This is a genomic window from Protofrankia sp. CiP1_Cm_nod2, assembly GCF_920664355.1.
Taxonomy (GTDB): Bacteria; Actinomycetota; Actinomycetes; order Frankiales; family Frankiaceae; genus Protofrankia.
Window position 1 is genome coordinate 20,572 of sequence record NZ_CAKKTL010000026.1, and the last position, 13,639, is coordinate 34,210.

Genomic DNA, 13,639 nt, shown 5'->3' on the forward strand with positions numbered 1-13,639 from the left:
GCGCTTTCCTCCGCTGGCCCCTCTACCGGACGCCGTTCCTGCTCTTCCGCAGGGCGTGCTCGGCCGGGCCGCGGGCCAGCCGGGCGTAGACACCGCCGCTGCGGACGAGCCGGTCGTGTGGCCCGGCCTCCATCACCGTGCCGTTCTCCAGCACGTAGATGCGGTCGGCGGCAACGGTCATCGTCGCCCGGTGGGCCACGACGAGGCAGCTTCGCTCGGCGAGCAGACGTTCCAGGGAGGCGCGCAGCAGGTCCTCGGTCAGCGCGTCGAGGTTCGACGTCGCCTCGTCGAGGATGACGGTCCGCGGGTTCTGGACCAGTACGCGGGCGATGGACAGCCGTTGCCGCTCCCCGCCGGAGATCTGGTGGCCGTTGTGCCCCAGCGGGGTGTGAATCCCCTCCGGCAGCGAACGCACGAGCGTGACCAGCCCGGTCGCCTCCAGCGCGGCCCACAGCTCGTCGGTCGCCGCGGCCGGGCTGCCGAAGCGGAGGTTCTCGGCGACGCTGCGACGCTGGACGAACGGCTCCTGCGACACCAGGCCGACCGCGGCCCGGGCCGCGGCGGGGGACAGCCCGCCGGCGTCGCAGCCGCCGAGCAGGACACGCCCGCTGGTGGGGGTGAGCAGGCCGCTGGCGAGATGGCACAGCGTGGTCTTCCCGGCGCCGCTGAACCCGACGACGGCCACCATCTCGCCGCGGCCCACGACGACGTCGACGCCGCGCAGCGCCCACCTGGGGGCGGGCACGCCGGGCGCGTAGGAGTAGGAGACGTTCTCCAGGACGAGATCGCCGTGGACCGGTGGCCGTCCGGCGTCCTCGGAGCCGGTGGCCGCCGGGCCCGCCGGTGGCGTGCTGTCCCTGGGTGGATGCGGCCGGTCGGCCGTGGTCAGCGGCCTGACGTTGCTGCGGCCGCCGGCCGGCGCCGTCCCCAGCGGGATGTCGAGGAAATCCAGGATGCGGACGAGGGAGGCCTCGCCGTCGAAGAGCTGGGTACGCAGGTCGGCGAAGCCGGCGATGGAACGGAACGCCAGCAGGAGCACGCTGAGAAAGGCCACGAAGGTGCCGACCGTCATCGTCTGGTTCAGGGTGAGCCACACCCCGAGCCCGATCACGGTCATGGTCGCCAGCACCGAGCTGGCCGCGGCGATGAGCTGCAGGCGGGCGAAGACCTGCACGCGGGTGCGAGCGGCCGTCGCAATGGCCGCGCCCAGCCGGTCGAACTCCTCCTGGCCGGTGTGCTGCGCGCGGAAGGCGCGCAGGTGCAGCGCTCCCGCTGGCCCGGTCAGCTCGATGAGATGATCGACCAGCCGGCTGAGCCGTTCGCCTTCCACCCGGGAGATGGCCCGGACGCGCTCACGCACCAGGCGCAGCAGGACGAGCGGGACCACGCCGATCACGGCCACGGCGAACGCGAGACGCCACTGGAGCAGGCAGGCGACCACCCCGGCTACGACGAGTTCGACCGCCATGGTCGCGATGGCCGGCAGGCAGACGGCGGCGGCCGCGCGCACCCTGGCGGTGTCGATGGTGAACAGGGCGACGACGTCCCCGTGCCGGGCCCGGGCGACGTGGGGGAACGGCAGCGCGATCGCGTGCTGGTACAGGTCGCGCCGGATTCGCAGGGCGAGTTTCTCGCTGAAATAACTGACCAGTATGTATCGCAGGGCCGACACCACGGCGCTGAGCACAAAGGCGCCGAGGATGAGGATGACCGGGAGGAGTATGCCGTCCGTCCGCAGCAGCAGCAGCCAGCTGTCGATCAGGTCCCGGATCGCGAACGGAGCGGCCACCAGGGCCGACGAGCCCAGCAGGGAAAGAGCGGCGTGTGTGGCGGCCGCCCTGTTCTGGTCCCGGATGAAATATTCGACGCGGGCGGCCGCGGGATTTCCGGTGAGCCAGGCGAAGAGGCGCCCGTACAGCCAGGACACACCGGCGGTGGTCTTCGGGAATGCCGTCTCCGCCGAGGTCTGCTGGTGGGCCGGCTGCCCGGTCCACCTGTTGGTCCCGGTGGACGACCGGCGAGATGTCGTCATTGTGAGCCGCCTGCCTGGTGCCGGTTGTGGGGGTCAGTCGTCGCGGTGCGTGGTTCTGGTTGCGTCCGCAGCGCTGTCGGGGGCCGTGTCGACAGCGGTGCCGGAATCCGCCCTGACGGCGTCGCCCGGGCCGGGGCGGGTGCTCACGGGCTGGTCGCCGTGGTCTTCTTCCCACCGCCCGGCACGGGTGTCCGGCCATACCGGAGGGGTTTTCCCGGGGATTTCCTCGGTGCCGCGGAAGACGGATATCTCGACGGCGTCGGATATTTCTATGACCAGCCCGAAAGCGCTTGACGAGCTAATTTCCGTATGGCTGGGAAAGGGGAAGGAACTAGACATTTGTCCTCCATCGGGATCGGCTGGACGTGGCGGTGGCAAAGCCGAAGTTATCGGGGCGCCGATTACCGGGCAAGGATTCAACATCATGAATCGGCTCACAGATTTCGCGGTACTCGGGTATTCGGTCTCGAGCACGACATGTGCGCTGCGACAAAGGTTGTGACGTGCCGGCGGATTTTTTGCCGGCCGGCCGGTCCGCGGTGTTTTCGCAGGTGGCGGGGGCGCCGGCAGGGGCGGCCGGGCTGGCCGGTGGCGGCCCGGGAAAAGCGGTTCGTCGGCTGCTGTACACCGCCGTGGTCGGTAATCGGACGGCCCGGGGGGTGTGGCCGCCGGCCGGGCGTTTGCGGCCATCCCGCCGGCGGCGGTATGCCTGGCGTGAGGCCGGTGGTCCCGGCCGCGTCTCGTCCGGTCGAGCCCGCGACGCTTCGTATGTGACGCCCCGTGCACCCGATGTGGCGGATATCTCAGGGCCGCCACCGGCGCCGGGGCTGGACGGGGCCCGGCCGCCGCGGCCAGGTGCCGGTTGGTCACCGGCCAGTTACAGCCAGGTATCACCAGGTGTCAACCAGGTATGCCGTGGCTGGGTGGGGCCCGGCCGCGCTGTGGGTGCGCGGTGGGTATTTTGGCGGCGGCGGCGGTGTCGCCGGGCTGGCGTACCCGTGGTGGCGCGCGGGCAGGACGTGGCGGGGGGCTGGGTGAGCCGGAAGCGGGCGCTGTTCGTACGGCGGCTGTCCGAGATCCTCCAGCTCGCCGAGCCCGAGGTGGTCGAGCGGCTCTGCCTGGACCGCCGTCCCGGCGTCCGGGTCAACCGGCTCTCACCGCTGGGTGCGGCGGCGGTCCACCGCGCCATCGGGGATCTCGGGCTCGTCCTCGACCCGCTCGACTGGTGCCCCGACGGCTACCTCCTGCGCGGCGACAAGCGGGTGCTGTCGGGCTCGGAGGTGTTCGGCGGCGGTCACGCCTACATCCAGAACATCTCCAGCCTGGTGCCGGCGCTGGCCCTCGCGCCCGCGCCCGCCGAATCGATCATCGATCTGTGCGCGGCGCCGGGCGGCAAGACGGCGCACATCGCGGCACTGGTCGGTAACGACGCGCGGCTGTGGGCCAACGACGGCATCGCGCCCCGGCTGGAGAAGCTGCGCGCGGTCACCCGGCAGTTCCACGTCCGCCTGGCCGAGACGAGCTGTCACCCGGCGCAGTACGCCGACAAGTTCATAACGGAGCGTTTCGACCGGGTGCTGCTGGACGCCCAGTGCAGCGGCGAGGGCCTGGTCGACCTGCGGTCGTCCTCGGCGCTGCGGTACTGGACCGAGCAGCGGGTGACCGACTACGGCTGGCTGCAGCGCAAGATGCTGGTGGCGGCCTGCCGGCTGCTGCGTCCCGGCGGCATCCTGGTGTACTCCACCTGCACGTTCGGCCCGGAGGAGAACGAGGCGCCGCTGAGCTACCTGCTGCGCCACCATCCCGTCGAGGTGTGCCCGATCGAGGTCGACATCGACGGCTCCGCGCCGGACGCGTGGCGGCCAGGCCTGCGCCACTGGCGGACCGAGACCTTCCATCCGGCGCTCGCCGACGCCCGGCGCATCCTGCCAGGCCCGGCGTTCGAGGGCTTCTTCGTCTGCAAGCTGCGGAAGCTGCCGGACTGACGCCGCCGGGCTGGAACCGCCGGGCCGGCCAAGCTGCCGGGGGCAGCGGCCCGCGCACCATCCAGCAACGCTGTCACATCAGATGGACGCCGCCATCACAACAAACGGCCTGTGCGGCATCGTCGACCAGGGGATGCGCGCCGAAGATCCCGCTGCTGCCGGCGGTTCCGGCGGTTCCGGCAGCGCGGGGGATCCGGCTACCAGTGGCACGTGGGGTACCCCGATTCGACACAGCCGTCGACGGGTCTGTAGTCTCGCTTTCTGCGGCGCTGTGCGTTGCAAGGTTGACCTGTGTCCTGCGCCATCCCATGGCCGTCCCGTGGCACCGTGGCCCGTCCTGCCGGGCCCGTGGTGCCGAGGGTGGCCCGGCCTTCACCAAGGCGGGCGGGCGTACTCCCATGGCAGACCGTCCCAGTTGTCGGGCTGTTCCCGGGGGTCGCGACACGCCCGACCGCGTGGGTCGGACAGCGTGGGTCGGACACAGATGAGATGACGGCAGGTACCGGCAGGAACGGAAGAGGAACGGGAGCGGCGTTGCCGACGATCCAGCAGCTGGTCCGCAAGGGCCGGCAGGACAAGGTCGAGAAGACCAAGACCCCGGCGCTCAAGGGGAGCCCGCAGCGCCGTGGCGTGTGCACCCGCGTCTACACGACCACGCCCAAGAAGCCGAACTCGGCGCTGCGCAAGGTCGCCCGGGTCCGGCTCCACAGCGGGATAGAGGTCACCGCCTACATCCCGGGGGTGGGGCACAACCTGCAGGAGCACTCGATCGTCCTGGTGCGCGGCGGCCGGGTGAAGGACCTTCCGGGCGTCCGCTACAAGATCGTTCGCGGGACGCTGGACACGCAGGGTGTCCGCAACCGCAAGCAGGCGCGCAGCAAGTACGGAGCAAAGAAGGAGAAGGCCTGATGCCACGCAAGGGCCCGGCTCCCAAGCACGTCGTCGTCGTCGATCCGGTCTACGGCTCACCGCTGGTGACAGCGCTGGTCAACAAGGTTCTGCTCAGCGGTAAGAAGTCGCTGGCCGAACGGATCGTCTACGGGGCGCTCGAGGGCGCTCGGGAGAAGACCGGCAACGACCCCGTGGTCACGCTCAAGCGCGCTCTCGACAACGTCAAGCCGACGCTGGAGGTGCGCAGCCGCCGGGTCGGTGGCGCCACCTACCAGGTACCGGTCGAGGTGCGCACGAGCCGGAGCACCACCCTCGCGCTGCGTTGGCTGGTCGGCTACGCCCGGCAGCGCCGCGAGAAGACCATGACCGAGCGCCTCATGAACGAGCTGATCGACGCCAGTAACGGTCTCGGCGCGAGCGTGAAGCGGCGCGAGGACACCCACAAGATGGCGGAGTCCAACCGAGCCTTCGCCCACTACCGCTGGTAACCAACAATGTCTGCTGACGTACGTGCCGCGCTGGCCGCGACCCGCAACATCGGGATCATGGCCCACATCGACGCGGGCAAGACCACGACCACCGAGCGGATCCTGTTCTACACCGGCGTCAACTACAAGATCGGTGAAGTCCACGACGGCGGCGCCACGATGGACTGGATGGAGCAGGAGCAGGAGCGGGGGATCACCATCACCTCCGCCGCCACCACCTGTACCTGGCGCGGCCACACCATCAACATCATCGACACTCCGGGGCACGTCGACTTCACCGTCGAGGTGGAGCGGTCGCTGCGGGTGCTCGACGGTGCGGTCGCCGTCTTCGACGCCGTGGCCGGTGTGGAGCCGCAGAGCGAGACCGTCTGGCGCCAGGCCGACCGTTACAACGTCCCGCGGATCGCGTTCGTCAACAAGATGGACCGGGTCGGCGCGGAGTTCCACCGGTGCGTGGAGATGATGGTCGACCGGCTCGCCGCGACCCCGGCCGTCATCCAGCTGCCCTGGGGCGTCGAGGCCGACTTCAAGGGCGTCATCGACCTGATCCAGATGAAGGGCCTGCTCTGGCACACCGAGGACAAGGGCGCCTCCTACGAGACCGTCGACATCCCGCGTGACCACCTGGAGGCCGCGCAGGAGTGGCGGGACAAGCTCATCGAGACCGTCGCCGAGAACGACGACGCCCTGATGGAGCTCTACCTCGAGGGCGAGGAACCGACCGAGGAGCAGCTGCGGGCGGCGCTGCGCCGGGGCACGCTGGCCGGTTCGCTCAACCCGGTGCTGTGTGGGTCGGCGTTCAAGAACAAGGGCGTGCAGCCCATGCTCGACGCCGTCGTCGACTTCCTCCCGAGCCCGCTGGACATCGGTGTCACGGTCGGTCACGCCATCGGCCGGGAGGACACCGAGGTCTCCCGTGAGCCGGACGAGAGCGAGCCGTTCGCCGCACTCGCCTTCAAGATCATGACTGACCCCTACGTCGGGAAGCTGACCTACATCCGGGTCTACTCCGGCCGGCTCACCTCGGGCTCCCCGGTGCTGAACTCCACCAAGGACCGCAAGGAGCGCATCGGCCGCATCCTCCAGATGCACGCCAACCACCGGGAGGACCGCGAGGGCGTCGGCGCGGGCCAGATCGTCGCGGTCGTCGGTCTGAAGAACACCACGACCGGTGACACGCTGTGTGACCCGAACGCTCCGGTCATCCTGGAGTCGATGACCTTCCCGGCGCCGGTCATCAGCGTCGCGATCGAGCCGAAGACCAAGGCCGACCAGCAGAAGCTGGGCACGGCCATCGGCCGGCTGGCCGAGGAGGACCCGACCTTCCAGGTCCGCACCGACGACGAGACCGGGCAGACGATCATCGCCGGCATGGGCGAGCTGCACCTGGACGTGCTCGTCGACCGGATGCGCCGCGAGTTCGGTGTCGCCGCCAACGTCGGCAAGCCGCAGGTCGCCTACCGGGAGACCATCCGGCGCAAGGTCGAGAAGGTCGACTACACGCACAAGAAGCAGACCGGTGGCTCCGGGCAGTACGCCCGCGTGATCATCGATCTCGAGCCCTCCGGCGGCGACGGCGGCGGCTACGAGTTCGAGAACAAGGTCACCGGTGGCCGCATCCCGCGTGAGTACATCCCCTCGGTCGACGCCGGCTGCCAGGAGGCGATGGAGTTCGGCGTGCTCGCCGGCTACCCCCTCGTCGACGTAAAGGTCACCCTGCTCGACGGCCAGTACCACGACGTCGACTCGTCCGAGCTCGCTTTCAAGATCGCCGGTTCGATGGCGTTCAAGGAGGCGGCGCGGCGGGCCGACCCGGTGCTGCTCGAACCGATGATGGCGGTCGAGGTCACCACCCCCGAGGACTACATGGGTGACGTGATCGGCGACCTGAACTCGCGGCGCGGGCAGATCCAGGCGATGGACGAACGGTCCGGCGCGCGCATCGTCAAGGCGATCGTCCCGCTGTCGGAGATGTTCGGCTACGTCGGGGACCTGCGCTCGAAGACCTCGGGACGGGCCGTCTACTCGATGCAGTTCGACTCCTACGCCGAGGTTCCGGCGGGAGTCGCGAAGGAGATCATCGCGAAGGCGCGCGGGGAGTGACCGGTGGCCGGGCGCGGCGGCCCCGTCCGGGGGCCACTCACGGGCCCGGCGCCACTATTGATCATTAGCAGGCTACAAGTGGCCGGCAGGCGGCGCGATCCCTTCTCCCGCGCCGCCGGCGGTCCCAGGACCACCAGCACGGCACGACACCACCCGTCCTTGGAGGGACACCCGTGGCGAAGCAGAAGTTCGAGCGGAACAAGCCGCATGTCAACATCGGGACCATCGGTCACATCGACCACGGCAAGACCACGCTGACCGCGGCCATCACCAAGGTCCTGCACGACGCGCACCCGGACCTGAACCCCTTCACGCCGTTCGACCAGATCGACAAGGCGCCGGAGGAGAAGGCCCGCGGCATCACGATCTCGATCGCCCACGTCGAGTACCAGACCGACAACCGGCACTACGCTCACGTCGACTGCCCCGGCCACGCCGACTACATCAAGAACATGATTACCGGCGCGGCGCAGATGGACGGCGCGATCCTCGTCGTCTCGGCGACCGACGGCCCGATGCCGCAGACCAAGGAGCACGTGCTGCTCGCCCGCCAGGTCGGCGTGCCCTACATCGTCGTGGCGCTGAACAAGGCCGACATGGTCGACGACGAGGAGATCCTCGAGCTCGTCGAGCTGGAGGTCCGGGAGCTGCTGAGCTCGTACGAGTTCCCCGGCGACGACGTGCCGGTGGTGCGGGTCTCGGCGCTCAAGGCGCTGGAGGGCGACAAGGAGTGGGGAGCCAAGCTCCTCGAGCTCATGCAGGCTGTCGACGACTCCATCCCGGAGCCCGAGCGTGACATCGACAAGCCCTTCCTCATGCCGATCGAGGACGTCTTCACGATCACCGGTCGTGGCACGGTCGTCACTGGTCGTGTGGAGCGCGGTGTGGTCAAGGTCAGCGAGACGGTCGAGATCGTCGGCATCCGGCCGGACGTCACCACGACGACCGTCACCGGCGTGGAGATGTTCCGCAAGCTGCTTGACGAGGGGCGTGCCGGCGACAACGTCGGCCTGCTCCTGCGCGGTGTGAAGCGCGAGGACGTCGAGCGCGGCCAGGTCGTCACCAAGCCGAAGTCGATCACGCCGCACACCAACTTCGAGGCTCAGGTCTACATCCTCAGCAAGGACGAGGGTGGTCGTCACACTCCATTCTTCAACAACTACCGCCCGCAGTTCTACTTCCGTACCACCGACGTGACCGGTGTGGTGACCCTCCCCGAGGGCACCGAGATGGTCATGCCGGGCGACAACACGGAGATGACGGTCGAGCTCATCCAGCCGATCGCCATGGAGGAAGGCCTGCGGTTCGCCATCCGCGAGGGCGGTCGTACCGTCGGTGCCGGTCGCGTCACCAAGATCCTGAAGTAGCCACCGCGGCGGCGGGCCCACTATGCCTCATCCAGGGCATACGGCCCGCCGCTTGCACGGTGCACGCACCTGACAACAAGCGGTACATCCGGCGGCAGCTCCGGCGAAGGAACGGACCCTGTGGGGCCTGCCAGCCGGACGAGACAGACAGGACAGGCGAAGCCCACCATGGCGGCACAGAAGATCCGCATCCGGCTCAAGGCCTACGACCACGAGATCATCGACAGCTCGGCCCGCAAGATCGTCGAGACGGTGACGCGGACTGGTGCGCAGGTCGCGGGACCGGTGCCGCTGCCGACGGAGAAGAACGTCTACTGCGTGATCCGGTCGCCGCACAAGTACAAGGACAGCCGCGAGCACTTCGAGATGCGTACGCACAAGCGGCTGATCGACATTCTTGACCCGACACCGAAGACGGTCGACTCGCTGATGCGCCTCGACCTTCCCGCCGGTGTCGACATCGAGATCAAGCTTTAAAGGGGCCGGCGCAGTCATGCTCAATCGCAACTACAGGGGGCTCCTGGGCACCAAGCTCGGGATGACCCAGGTATGGGACGCGAACAACCGCGTCGTCCCGGTCACGGTCGTCAAGGCCGGGCCGAACGTGGTGACGCAGGTCAGGACATCCGACCGGGACGGCTACTCGGCGGTCCAGCTCGGCTACGGCGAGATCGACTCCCGCCGGGTGACCCAGCCGCTGCGCGGTCACTTCGCGCGCGCCGGGGTCCCGCCGCGGCGGCATCTGGTGGAGCTGCGCACCGCGGACGCCACCAACTACCGCCCCGGCCAGGAACTGACCGGTGAGATCTTCTCCGCGGGCGGCATCGTGGACGTGACCGGCACGTCCAAGGGCAAGGGCTTCGCCGGTGTGATGAAGCGGCACGGCTTCAAGGGCCTCGGCGCTGGCCACGGCGTCGAGCGCAAGCACCGCTCGCCCGGCTCGGTCGGCGGGTGCGCCACCCCCGGCCGCGTCTTCAAGGGCCTGCGGATGGCCGGGCGGATGGGGCACGAGCGGGTCACCATCGCCGGCCTGACCATCCATGCCGTCGACACCGAGCGCGGCTTCCTGCTGATCAAGGGCGCGGTTCCCGGCCCGGACGGCGGCCTGGTGCTCGTCCGCAGCGCGGCCAAGCGGCCCGCGCCGGCGGACTTCGAGCCCGTCGCCGAGCCGGCCGCGGCATCCGCCACCGGTGACGCCGCGACGTCCAGCGAGGAGGTATCGGCATGAGCGCAGTGACGGCGCGCCGGCGGTCACGGGCCGCCGACGACGAGCGGAGCGCGCTGCCACAGACCCGCACGGTCGTCGTGCACGCCCCCGCCGGTGGCGAGGGCGGCAGCGTCGACCTGCCGGGTGAGATCTTCGACGTGCCGCTGAACGTGCCGCTCATCCACCAGGTGGTGGTGGCGCAGCTCGCCGCGGCCCGGCAGGGGACCCACTCCACCCGCACCCGCGGCGAGGTCCGCGGCGGTGGGCGCAAGCCGTACCGGCAGAAGGGCACCGGCCGGGCCCGGCAGGGCTCGCTGCGCGCCCCGCAGTTCACCGGCGGTGGCGTCGTGCACGGCCCCAAGCCGCGTTCCTACGACCAGCGGACGCCGAAGAAGATGAAGGCCGCCGCGTTGCGCGGGGCCCTGTCCGACCGGGCGCGCGGCGGCCGGGTGCACGTCGTGTCATCGTTCGTCAGCGGTGACGCGCCGTCGACGAAGGCCGCGCGCGTCGCGCTGCGGACGATCGCGGACGTCCGGCGGGTGCTGGTGGTGGTCGACCACGCCGACGAGCGCACCTGGAAGAGCCTGCGCAACCTCCCCAGCGTGCACCTGCTCGACCCCGGCCAGCTCAACACCTACGACGTGCTGGTCAGCGACGACGTGGTGTTCACCCGCGGCGCACTGGCCACGTTCGTGGACCGGGCGCTGACGCCGGTCTCCCGCGGTGCGCGGACCGCTTCCGACGAGCCGTCGGCACCGGCCGGTGCCGACGCGGACGCGGCAGCCGAGGACGCGGTAGCCGAGGAGGAGACCAAGTGAGTGCCGACCCGCGTGACGTGATCATCAAGCCGGTCGTCTCCGAGAAGAGCTACGGCCTGCTGGACGAGAACGTCTACACCTTCATCGTCCGCCCGGACGCGAACAAGACCGAGATCAAGATCGCGGTCCAGCGGATATTCAACGTCCGGGTCCTCAGCGTCAACACCAGCAACCGGGTGGGCAAGCGCAAGCGCACCCGCACCGGCTGGGGGCAGCGCAAGTCCACCAAGCGGGCCATGGTCGCGCTGGCGCCGGGGGACTCCATCGAGATCTTCGGGGGTCCCGGTGCGTGACATGCAGACCGACGAGTACGCAGCCGTCCGCGGCCAGGGCCTCACCGGGCCTGGCCCGCGGGGACGAGGACACGGTGGGTGACGATGGGGATTCGTAGGTACAAGCCGACGACGCCGGGGCGCCGCGGTGCGAGCGTGTCCGACTTCGTCGAGATCACTCGTGACCACCCGGAGAAGTCGCTGGTCCGCCCGCTGCACTCCAAGGGCGGCCGCAACGTCCACGGGCGCATTACCACCCGGCACCAGGGCGGTGGCCACAAGCGCGCCTACCGTCTGATCGACTTCCGGCGGGACAAGGACGGCGTGCCGGCCAAGGTCGCCCACATCGAGTACGACCCGAACCGCACCGCCCGGATCGCCCTGCTGCACTATGCCGACGGGGAGAAGCGCTACATCCTCGCCCCGGTGAAGCTCCGGCAGGGTGACGTGGTCGCCTCGGGCCCGACCGCCGACATCAAGCCCGGCAACGCCCTCCCGCTGCGCAACATCCCCACCGGCACCGTGGTGCACGCCATCGAGCTGCGTCCCGGTGGCGGCGCGAAGATCGCGCGCAGTGCGGGGGCGAGCGTCCAGCTGGTCGCCAAGGACGGTCCCTTCGCCCAGCTGCGGATGCCGTCCGGGGAGATCCGCAACGTCGACGTCCGCTGCCGGGCCACGGTCGGGGAGGTCGGCAACGCCGAGCAGAGCAACATCAACTGGGGCAAGGCCGGCCGGATGCGCTGGAAGGGCCGTCGCCCCACCGTCCGCGGCGTGGCGATGAACCCGGTCGACCACCCGCACGGTGGTGGTGAGGGCAAGACCTCCGGTGGCCGCCACCCGGTGAACCCGAAGGGCCGTCCGGAGGGGCGCACCCGCAGGACCCGAAAGGCGAGCGACGCGCTGATCGTCCGTCGTCGGAAGCAGAACAGGCGGCGGTGATCACGATGGCGCACACCCGGCGGCACCCAACGTCCGACCACCGATTCTGAGCGGGAAGGAGGAGACACACGCCATGCCACGCAGTCTGAAGAAGGGCCCGTTCGTCGACGACCACCTGCTCAAGAAGGTGGACGTGCAGAACGCCAAGGGCACGAAGAACGTCATCAAGACCTGGTCGCGACGTTCGACGGTGATCCCGGACATGCTCGGTCACACGATCGCCGTGCACGACGGTCGCAAGCACGTCCCGGTGTTCATCACCGAGGGAATGGTCGGCCACAAGCTCGGCGAGTTCGCGCCGACGCGGACCTTCCGTGGCCATGTCAAGGAGGACCGGAGGTCACGCCGTGGCTGACGCTCTTGTCGACGGGGTGACCCGTTCCGGGCTGGCGGGCGCCCGCGCGTCGGCCCGTTACGTCCGGGTGTCGCCGACGAAGGCCCGTCGGGTCATCGACCTGGTGCGTGGCCGCTCGGCCCGCGAAGCCCTCGACATCCTCCGGTTCGCCCCGCAGGCGGCCAGCGAGGACGTCTACAAGGTGGTCGCGAGCGCGGTGGCCAACGCCGAGCACAACCACGGCCTCGACCCGGCCACGCTCTGGGTCGGTGAGGCCTTCGTCGACGAGGGCCCGACCCTCAAGCGTATCCGGCCGCGGGCCCAGGGCCGTGCCTACCGGATCCGCAAGCGGACCAGCCACATCACGGTTGTCGTGGAGAGCCGGCCGCCGGTCGCGGGAACCCGCGGCGCGAAGAGCACAGGGAGGACCCGGTAGTGGGTCAGAAAGTCAACCCGCACGGGTTCCGGCTGGGTATCACCTCGGAGTTCACCTCCCGCTGGTACGCCGACAAGCAGTACAAGGCGTATGTCGGCGAGGACGTGAAGATCCGGAAGATGATGTCCCGGGGCATGGAGCGCGCGGGTATCAGCCGGGTCGACATCGAGCGCACCCAGGGCCGGCTGCGGGTGGACATCCACACCGCCCGTCCGGGGATCGTCATCGGACGCCGTGGCGCCGAGGCCGACCGCATCCGTGGTGACCTGGAGAAGCTGACCGGCAAGCAGGTCCAGCTCAACATCCTCGAGGTGAAGAACCCCGAGGTGGACGCCCAGCTCGTCGCGCAGGGCGTGGCCGAGCAGCTCTCCAGCCGGGTCAGTTTCCGGCGGGCGATGCGCAAGGCCATGCAGTCGGCGATGAAGGGCGGCGCCAAGGGCATCCGGGTGCAGTGCTCGGGACGCCTCGGCGGCGCCGAGATGAGCCGCTCGGAGTTCTACCGTGAGGGCCGGGTGCCGCTGCACACGCTGCGCGCCAACATCGACTACGGGTTCTACGAGGCCCGGACCACCTTCGGGCGCATCGGCGTGAAGGTCTGGATCTACAAGGGTGACGTCGTGCAGAGCCGGGCGGAGCGGGAGGCCCAGGAGGCGCTGCAGCGGCAGCACCGCCGGGAGCGTCCGCGCCGCGGGCCGCGGTCGGGCTCGTCCGGTACCACCACCGGTGGCACCGACGCCGGCCGGGCGGCGGCCCGCCAGGGCGAGCGC

The 13,639-nt window shown here is 69.9% G+C and carries 14 protein-coding genes; 13 read left to right on the forward strand and 1 reads right to left on the reverse strand.

Annotated features, from left to right (window positions below):
* Positions 1-22: 22 nt before the first annotated feature.
* Positions 23-2,032 (reverse strand): ABC transporter ATP-binding protein, encoded by a 2,010-nt coding sequence (locus NBW84_RS04820; RefSeq protein WP_250282081.1) that lies wholly within the window; start codon positions 2,030-2,032, stop codon positions 23-25.
* Between the two features lie 1,034 nt (positions 2,033-3,066).
* On the opposite strand from NBW84_RS04820, the gene NBW84_RS04825 reads away from it, so the two are divergent.
* From NBW84_RS04825 to rpsC, 13 genes are all read left to right on the forward strand, one after another.
* Entirely contained in the window at positions 3,067-4,017 is a 951-nt protein-coding gene (locus NBW84_RS04825; RefSeq protein ID WP_250282082.1) for an RsmB/NOP family class I SAM-dependent RNA methyltransferase, read from the forward strand.
* Between the two features lie 534 nt (positions 4,018-4,551).
* Positions 4,552-4,926 (forward strand): 30S ribosomal protein S12, encoded by a 375-nt coding sequence (gene rpsL / locus NBW84_RS04830; protein WP_047221564.1) that lies wholly within the window; start codon positions 4,552-4,554, stop codon positions 4,924-4,926.
* Positions 4,926-5,396: a 30S ribosomal protein S7 gene (gene rpsG / locus NBW84_RS04835; RefSeq protein ID WP_250282083.1), complete on the forward strand. Its 471-nt coding sequence runs from the start codon at positions 4,926-4,928 to the stop codon at positions 5,394-5,396. The genes rpsL and rpsG overlap by 1 nt, the downstream gene beginning before the upstream one ends.
* A 6-nt stretch (positions 5,397-5,402) precedes the next feature.
* Entirely contained in the window at positions 5,403-7,499 is a 2,097-nt protein-coding gene (gene fusA / locus NBW84_RS04840; RefSeq protein ID WP_250282084.1) for an elongation factor G, read from the forward strand.
* Between the two features lie 173 nt (positions 7,500-7,672).
* Complete coding sequence (tuf, locus tag NBW84_RS04845) at positions 7,673-8,866, forward strand: elongation factor Tu (protein WP_131768537.1); 1,194 nt, start codon at positions 7,673-7,675, stop codon at positions 8,864-8,866.
* A gap of 168 nt (positions 8,867-9,034) precedes the next feature.
* A complete protein-coding gene (gene rpsJ / locus NBW84_RS04850; protein WP_013875113.1) occupies positions 9,035-9,343 on the forward strand; it encodes a 30S ribosomal protein S10 in 309 nt (102 codons plus the stop codon).
* A gap of 16 nt (positions 9,344-9,359) precedes the next feature.
* Entirely contained in the window at positions 9,360-10,094 is a 735-nt protein-coding gene (rplC, locus tag NBW84_RS04855) for a 50S ribosomal protein L3 (protein WP_250282086.1), read from the forward strand.
* Positions 10,091-10,891 carry a 50S ribosomal protein L4 gene (gene rplD / locus NBW84_RS04860; protein ID WP_250282088.1) on the forward strand — a complete coding sequence of 267 codons (801 nt, stop codon included), beginning with the start codon at positions 10,091-10,093 and terminating at the stop codon, positions 10,889-10,891. The genes rplC and rplD overlap by 4 nt, the downstream gene beginning before the upstream one ends.
* Positions 10,888-11,184, forward strand: coding sequence for a 50S ribosomal protein L23 (rplW, locus tag NBW84_RS04865; RefSeq protein ID WP_250282089.1), 297 nt, complete (start codon positions 10,888-10,890; stop codon positions 11,182-11,184). Before rplD ends, rplW begins: the two co-directional genes overlap by 4 nt.
* A gap of 84 nt (positions 11,185-11,268) precedes the next feature.
* Complete coding sequence (gene rplB / locus NBW84_RS04870) at positions 11,269-12,102, forward strand: 50S ribosomal protein L2 (protein WP_250282091.1); 834 nt, start codon at positions 11,269-11,271, stop codon at positions 12,100-12,102.
* Positions 12,103-12,175: 73 nt separating this feature from the next.
* Positions 12,176-12,457: a 30S ribosomal protein S19 gene (gene rpsS, locus NBW84_RS04875; protein WP_239310550.1), complete on the forward strand. Its 282-nt coding sequence runs from the start codon at positions 12,176-12,178 to the stop codon at positions 12,455-12,457.
* On the forward strand, positions 12,450-12,872 hold the full coding sequence (rplV, locus tag NBW84_RS04880; RefSeq protein WP_250282092.1) for a 50S ribosomal protein L22: 423 nt from the start codon (positions 12,450-12,452) through the stop codon (positions 12,870-12,872). The genes rpsS and rplV overlap by 8 nt, the downstream gene beginning before the upstream one ends.
* On the forward strand, positions 12,872-13,639 hold a 768-nt coding region (gene rpsC, locus NBW84_RS04885), incomplete at its 3' end, for a 30S ribosomal protein S3 (protein WP_250282093.1). The genes rplV and rpsC, both read left to right, overlap by 1 nt.

Excerpts from the sequence above, each read along its gene's own strand:
- rpsJ (WP_013875113.1), top strand. The coding sequence starts at position 9,035 with ATGGCGGCACAGAAGATCCGCATCCGGCTCAAGGCCTACGACCACGAG.
- rpsG (WP_250282083.1), top strand. The coding sequence starts at position 4,926 with ATGCCACGCAAGGGCCCGGCTCCCAAGCACGTCGTCGTCGTCGATCCG.
- NBW84_RS04820 (WP_250282081.1), bottom strand. The coding sequence starts at position 2,032 with ATGACGACATCTCGCCGGTCGTCCACCGGGACCAACAGGTGGACCGGG.
- rplC (WP_250282086.1), top strand. The coding sequence starts at position 9,360 with ATGCTCAATCGCAACTACAGGGGGCTCCTGGGCACCAAGCTCGGGATG.
- rplB (WP_250282091.1), top strand. The coding sequence starts at position 11,269 with ATGGGGATTCGTAGGTACAAGCCGACGACGCCGGGGCGCCGCGGTGCG.
- rplD (WP_250282088.1), top strand. The coding sequence starts at position 10,091 with ATGAGCGCAGTGACGGCGCGCCGGCGGTCACGGGCCGCCGACGACGAG.
- fusA (WP_250282084.1), top strand. The coding sequence starts at position 5,403 with ATGTCTGCTGACGTACGTGCCGCGCTGGCCGCGACCCGCAACATCGGG.
- rpsS (WP_239310550.1), top strand. The coding sequence starts at position 12,176 with ATGCCACGCAGTCTGAAGAAGGGCCCGTTCGTCGACGACCACCTGCTC.